At 73.9% G+C, this 6,624-nt stretch carries 5 protein-coding genes and 1 pseudogene; 4 read left to right on the forward strand and 2 right to left on the reverse strand.

The features are described from left to right. Positions 1-42: 42 nt before the first annotated feature. Positions 43-468, reverse strand: a complete 426-nt coding sequence (locus KS423_RS34805; protein WP_224283749.1) for a helix-turn-helix domain-containing protein — start codon at positions 466-468, stop codon at positions 43-45. Positions 469-624: 156 nt separating this feature from the next. On the opposite strand from KS423_RS34805, the gene KS423_RS34810 reads away from it, so the two are divergent. The 3 genes from KS423_RS34810 to KS423_RS34820 all read left to right on the forward strand — a co-directional run bounded on the left by KS423_RS34810 (position 625) and on the right by KS423_RS34820 (position 4,271). Continuing rightward, a complete protein-coding gene (locus tag KS423_RS34810) occupies positions 625-2,016 on the forward strand; it encodes an MFS transporter (RefSeq protein ID WP_224283753.1) in 1,392 nt (463 codons plus the stop codon). Between the two features lie 385 nt (positions 2,017-2,401). Beyond that, positions 2,402-3,439 carry a Dyp-type peroxidase gene (locus KS423_RS34815; protein WP_224283750.1) on the forward strand — a complete coding sequence of 346 codons (1,038 nt, stop codon included), beginning with the start codon at positions 2,402-2,404 and terminating at the stop codon, positions 3,437-3,439. A gap of 25 nt (positions 3,440-3,464) precedes the next feature. Beyond that, positions 3,465-4,271: a family 1 encapsulin nanocompartment shell protein gene (locus KS423_RS34820; protein WP_224283751.1), complete on the forward strand. Its 807-nt coding sequence runs from the start codon at positions 3,465-3,467 to the stop codon at positions 4,269-4,271. A 646-nt stretch (positions 4,272-4,917) separates the two neighbouring features. On the opposite strand, the gene KS423_RS34825 is transcribed toward KS423_RS34820, so the two are convergent. After that, complete coding sequence (locus KS423_RS34825; protein WP_224283752.1) at positions 4,918-6,141, reverse strand: hypothetical protein; 1,224 nt, start codon at positions 6,139-6,141, stop codon at positions 4,918-4,920. Positions 6,142-6,461: 320 nt separating this feature from the next. Between KS423_RS34825 and KS423_RS34830 the strand changes: the two are divergent. After that, a pseudogene (locus tag KS423_RS34830) lies at positions 6,462-6,624 on the forward strand (electron transfer flavoprotein subunit beta); the annotation flags it as partial.

The raw sequence follows: 6,624 nt of genomic DNA on the forward strand, positions 1-6,624 counted from the left end.
GGGGCGGGTGCGCGAGGAGGCGCACCCGCCCCTCGCCGCCGTTCAGGACGCCCCCTCCCGGGCGTCGTACGCGGCCCGGGCGCCGGCGATCTCGCGCTGGTGGGCCTCGGTCCAGGTGACCAGCGACTGGATGGTGGCGTGCAGCGTCCGCCCGAGCGGGGTCAGTGCGTAGTCCACCCGGGGCGGCACCACCGGGTGCACCGTCCGCTCGACCAGGCCGTCCCGCTCCAGCTGGCGCAGCGTGACGGTGAGCATCCGCTGGCTCACCCCGTCGATCGCCCGGCGCAGCTCGGTGAAGCGCAGCGACTGCCGGTCCAACAGGGCGATCACCAGGAGCGACCACTTGTCGGCGATCCGGTCCAGGATCTGCCGCACCTCGCAGTCCTCCCGGACGTCCCACTGGAGGACGTCGTAGCCGTCCTCGGTACCCGCGCAGTGCGTCGGTTCCTTCGAAGTGCCTTCTTCCACGATCCCTGATGCTGCCCGAGGATGACGGGTGGTTACAAGAGGGAACTGACCGGACGGAAGAGAACCGCCCTGAGCCCTCGCCGCCCCCCCATTCCGAGGAGCCACAAGGTGTCCGTGTCATCAGCCCTGCCCGAAAACAGCCGGGAGGCCGCCCCGGTGCCCGAGGAGCGCCCGACGGGACCCGGCGGCCGGTCCGCCGCCGTCCTGGCCGTGCTCTGCGGTGCGATCTTCCTGGAGGGCATCGACGTCGCGATGCTGAACGTGGCGCTGCCCTCGATCCGCGCCGACCTGGGGATGTCCACCGGCGCGCTGTCCTGGGTGCTGAGCGCCTACGTGCTGGGCTACGGCGGGTTCATGCTGCTCGGCGGCCGGACGGCCGACCTGCTGGGCCGGCGCCGGATGTTCCTGCTCTGGCTGACCGTCTTCGTCCTCTTCTCCGGCCTCGGCGGCCTGGCCACCGAGGGCTGGGTGCTGATCCTGGCCCGATTCGTCACCGGCCTGTCCGCGGCCTTCATGACCCCCGCGGGGCTGTCGATCATCACCACCGCCTTCCCCGAGGGCCCGCGGCGCAACCGGGCGCTGCTGGTGTACGCGGGGACGGCCGCGGCGGGCTTCTCGCTCGGCCTGGTGGTCGGCGGCCTGCTGACGGCGGTCAGCTGGCGCTGGGTGTTCTTCGCTCCGGTGCTCCTGGCCGGTGCGCTGCTGGTGGCGGCCGTCCCGCTGATCCCCCGCGAGGCGGCGCCGGACCGGGCCCCCGGCGGGCGCTTCGACCTGGCCGGTGCAGCCACCGCGACCGGGGCGATGCTGCTGCTGGTGTACGGCGTGGTGCGGATCGGCGAGCCGGGCGCGGGGGCCGTCACGACCGCCGCCGTGCTGGCCGGCGGGCTCGCCCTGCTGGCGGGGTTCTCGGTGGTCGAGCGGCGTTCCTCGGCGCCGCTGGTGCGCCCGGGCATCCTGCGCTCCGGGCCGCTGTTGCGGGCCAACCTGGGCGCGGTGCTGTTCGCCGGCTCGTTCTTCGGCTTCCAGTTCGTCGCCACCCTCTACCTCCAGGACCTGCGCGGCTGGTCCCCGCTCCAGACCGGCCTCGCGCTGCTCGCGATCGGTGTGGACTCGGTGCTGGCGCCGACCCTCACCCCGAAGCTGGTGGAGCGCTTCGGCAACGCCCGGGTGATCCTCGGAGGCTTCCTGCTGGCCGCGCTCTCGTACGGGCTGTTCCTGCCGGTGGGCGCCGACTGGACGTACCCGATGATGTTCCCGACCATGCTGCTGACCGGGCTCGCTTTCGCCCTCGCGTACGGGCCGCTGACCATCGCGGCCACCGAGGGGATCGCGCAGGAGGAGCAGGGGCTGGCCGGCGGGCTGCTCAACACCTCGTTCCAGTTCGGCGCGGCGCTCGGGCTCTCGGTCGTGACCACGGTGAACCTGGCCGTGCTGGGGTCGGGGGCCACCGTGCTGGAGGGCTTCCGGGCGGCGCTGGTGGTGCCGGTGGTCTCGGCGGTGCTGGGTGCCGCGGTGGCCGCCACCGGCGCCGGGCGGCGGCGGGCCTGAAGCCCGCGGGGCGGTTCTGCATCCGGTGGGGGCGGTCCTGCACCCCGTGGGGGAGCGCCGCCCGTCCGCGTCGAACGGCCCCGTCGGAGCGGCTTCCGGCGGCTTCCGGCGGGTCCGTCCGGTCCGTCCGGTCCGTCCGGTCCGCCCGGTGGGGCCGTTCGGCTGTGCGCCGACCGTGCCGGATTGTCCGCTTTGCGATGTAATCATTCCCATGATCGGATCAGTGCCGGTCCATCCGCCGTGGGGCGCCACCCCCAGGAGGAGCTGATGGACAGCCGGCCCGCGCCGCCGCAGCAGCTCAGGCAGATCCTCAGCTCAAGCAGATCCTCGCCGACCACCGCTCCGAACGGGACGCCTCCCGGGCGTCCTGAGAGAGGTCACGACCATGCAGACCGAACCACAAGCCGTGCTCTCCCCGCTGACCAGCGCGGCCGTCTTCCTGGTCCTCACCGTCGAACCCGGCCGCGAGGAGGCCGTCCGCGACCTGCTGCCCGAGCTCGCCGCACTGCGCCGCGCCGTCGGCTTCCGGGCCCCCGAGGGCGCCCTCACCTGCGTCACCGGCATCGGCTCCGCACTCTGGGACCGCCTCTTCGCCGGTCCCCGCCCGGCCTGCCTGCACCCCTTCCAGGAAGTGGCCGGCACCCGCCACCGGGCCCCGGCCACCCCCGGGGACCTGCTGCTGCACCTGCGGGCCGAGCGGATGGACCTCTGCTTCGAGCTGGCCGGCCAACTCGTCGGCCGGCTCGCCGGGACGGCCACCGTGGCCGACTCCGTCCAGGGCTTCCGCTACTTCGACGACCGGGACCTGCTCGGATTCGTCGACGGGACGGAGAACCCCGAGGGCCGGGCCGCGGTGAGCGCCGCCCTGGTCGGGGCGGAGGACCCGGAGTTCACCGGCGGCAGCTACGTCATGGTCCAGAAGTACCTGCACGACCTGGACAGGTGGAACGCGCTGAGCGTCGAGGAGCAGGAGGGCGCGGTCGGCCGCACCAAGCTCACCGACATCGAACTGGCCGACGACGTCAAGCCCGCCGACTCGCACGTGGCGCTCACCGTGATCACCGGGCCGGACGGCGAGGAACGGAAGATCGTCCGGTTCAACATGGCGTTCGGATCCTTCGACCGCGGCGGCGAGTTCGGCACCTACTTCATCGGCTACGCGGCCGACCCCGGGGTGACCGAGGAGATGCTGCGCAACATGTTCGTCGGCAACCCGCCCGGCACCACCGACCGGCTGCTCGACTTCTCCACCGCCGTCACCGGCGGGCTGTTCTTCGTCCCGACCGCCGACTTCCTCGACTCCCCTCCACCGGCGCCCGGCTCCGCCCCCACCCCTGTCTCCGCCCCCACCCCTGTCTCCGGTCCCGCCCCGTCCTCCGGGGACGGTTCGCTCGGCATCGGCAGCCTCAAGCAGACCCCCTGACAGTCCACCCGAACAGGACCCGCCCATGAACAACCTCCACCGGGACCTCGCCCCGATCTCCGCCGCAGCCTGGGAGGAGATCGAGGAGGAGGCCCGTCAGACCTTCAAGCTCCACATCGCCGGCCGCCGGGTGGTCGACCTCAACGGCCCCGACGGCGCCACCCTCGCCGCCGTCGGCACCGGCCACCTGACCACCATCGACCCCCCGGCGGACGGTATCCAGGCCCGCTCCCGCACCGCCCAGCCGGTCGTCGAACTGCGCGTCCCCTTCACCGTCCGCCGCGACGCCGTCGACGACGTCGAACGCGGCTCGCGCGACTCGGACTGGCAGCCGGTCAAGGACGCGGCCCGTACCCTCGCCCTCGCCGAGGACCGCGCCGTGTTCGACGGCTACCCCGCCGCAGGAATCGCGGGCATCCGCCCGGCCGCCAGCAACCCCGCCGTCCCGCTCCCCGTCGACGTCCGCGAGTACCCCGAGGCGGTCAGCCGCGCCCTCACCACCCTCCGGCTCGCCGGCATCGGCGGCCCCTACGTGCTCCTCCTCGGCGCCGACGCCTACACCGCCGTCAACGAGACCTCCGACCACGGATACCCCGTCGCCAGCCACATCGCCCGCCTCCTCGACGGCGAACTCATCTGGGCCCCCGCCATCGAAGGTGCCCTCCTCCTCTCCATCCGCGGCGGCGACTTCGAACTCCACCTCGGCCAGGACGTCAGCGTCGGTTACCTCTCCCACACCCCCGAAACCGTTGCCCTCTATCTCCAGGAGTCCCTCGCCGCCCGTGTCTTCACCCCCGAAGCCGCCGTCCCCCTGACCGCCCGCCGGAGCTGACGGCACCCACCACGCCGGGGCCGGCGCGAACCGCACCTGCCCCGGGGCGCCGCACTGGCCGCATTCGACCGACTCGGCGTCATGGCGCGTGGTATCAGTGATACTCGGACGATCCCTGCGAATGCTTCGGTCGCCTCCGGTCGTCGTTGCTGCCGGTGCCCCGCCAACTTCCCCACGTGCCAAGCCGGCTGGTCGGGCGGGGTGATGATCTCCGTCAGCTGGACCGCGAGTTGGACGAAGCGACCGGGCCCGCCGACGTGACCGTGGTGCTCACCGGACCCGCCGGGGTGGGGAAGACCGCCCTCGGAGTCCAGTGGCTGCGCAGCCACTCCGGCCGCTTCCCGGACGGCCAGCTCTTCGCCGACCTGCGGGCCCACGCCCCTGGCGGACCGGCGGATCCCGCCGAGGTGCTCGCGGGTTTCCTGCGCGCCTTCGGCATCGCGCCGGGGGGGGGGGGGGGGGGGGGGGCCCCCCCCCGGGGGCCCCCCCCGGGGGGGGGGCCCCCGCCCCACCCCCCGCCCCCCCCCCCCCCCCCCCCGCCCCCCCCCCCCCCCCCCCCCCCCCCCCCCCCCCCCCCCCCCCCCCCCCCCCCCCCCCCCCCCCCCCTCGCCGAGGCGGCCGCCCGCTGGCGGGAGGCCCTCGCCCTCTACAAGTCCCCGGCAGCTCCCGACACCGCCCGCGATGCCTCCGCCACGGCCCTCGGTGCGCCGACCCCGCCGTCGTCGTGCCCGGGCCACAGCGGCGCGGGCAGCGGCAGTGCGGGTGGCGTGGGCGGGTGGGTGGGCTCGTCCAGGCCCAGGACGCGGTAGAGCAGCCGTCGCATCCGGCGATCGAACCGGCCCGGCTCCGAGCTGATCCGGGCTGCGATCGCCGCGTAGTCCTCCCGTCGGTACTGCTCGGCGGCGTGGGTGAGTTGGGCGGTGAGCGGGCGGGACGGGCTGAGCGCCGGCGCGGTGCGGGCGAGCTGTGCGCCGGGTGAGCGCGGGTTGATGCCCCGGGCCGGGTACCCGGCGAGCAGGATCGGCGCGCTGGTCATCGTGCCGTAGAGGGTGACCGAGCCGTGGTCGCCGATGACGAAGTCGGCGGCGACCAGCAGGGGGCGCCAGTCCTCCTCGGGCCCGAGCACGCTGAGCGCTCCGCGCGCGGCGGCGGTCGCCCTCGCACGGACCGCCCGGGAGCCCTGCAGGGCGGACACGTTGGGATGGACCAGCAGCGCGGTGCGGTGGCCGCTGCGGGGCAGCTCGGCGGCCAGCCGCGGCAGCACGGTGTCGAGCCGGGTGAACAGCGAACCGCTGCCCCAGGTGGAGCAGAGCAGCACCAGCCGTTCGCCGGGCCGTAGCCCGAGCGCGGTCCGGTACCGTTCCCGATCGGGGAGCGCGGTGGCGATCCGGTCGTGGTCGGCATCGCCGACGACCTCGGCGATCCTCAGCGCCTCCGGGCAGCCACGACCGAGCTCGGTGCGGTCGTCCTGGTGCGCGAGCGTGTACGCGGCGGGTACCAGCCGTCCCTCCCAGAGGACGTACTCGGGCCCGAGCCCGGCGACGGTCCGCCCGGCCCCGACGCCGGTCGGCGACAGCTTGTTGTGCCCCACTCCGTGCGGCAGCCGGACCGTCGGTCCGTGCACCCGCTCCAGCCCTTGCGAGCCGGCGGCGAGCACCAGGTCGAACCTCCGGCGGACGGCCTCCGCCCACGGCAGTACCGCTCCGCCGAGCCGCCGGACATGGGCTGCCGCGCCCCGATTGAACGTGTGCGGCGCCACCGTGAACCGGACCCGCACCCGCGGGTCGGCGTCGAGGAGCGCATGGACATCGCGCAGCCGCTGTCCGTAGACCGCCGTGTGCACGACCACCAGCACCTCCACCGACGTCATGTTCCGTCCTCCTCGGTACCGATCCGGCGCCCGGGGCCGGGATCGGCACCGACAGCGGCGTGCTTGGGCATTCTGGTGGACGCCGACGCGGCCCCGGGAACCGGGAAGGGTACTGAGTTCCTTTACGAGGGGTACTGAGTGCCGTATTCTCTCCATGGAGCCTCTGACGCCAGTCGAAGAGAGCCGACACGGTATGCCGGTCCAGGTGGCGCTTGCGGTGCGCGCGTCGCGCCCGGGCCAGGCTTGGCACTCAGTACCCTCGGCATGCCTGAGGCCATGGATCCAGTTGCATCCGTGCACCCGTGACAGGAGAACCGCTCATGAGCTTGAGGATCGTCGTCTGTGTGAAGCACGTCCCGGACGCGACGGGTGACCGTCGTTTCGCGGACGACCACACCACCGACCGGGAGGGCGTGGACGGCCTCCTGTCGGAGCTGGACGAGTACGGCGTGGAGCAGGCGCTGCGGATCGCGGAGGCGAACG

This window comes from Streptomyces sp. LS1784, from assembly GCF_020103755.1.
Lineage (GTDB): Bacteria > Actinomycetota > Actinomycetes > Streptomycetales > Streptomycetaceae > Kitasatospora.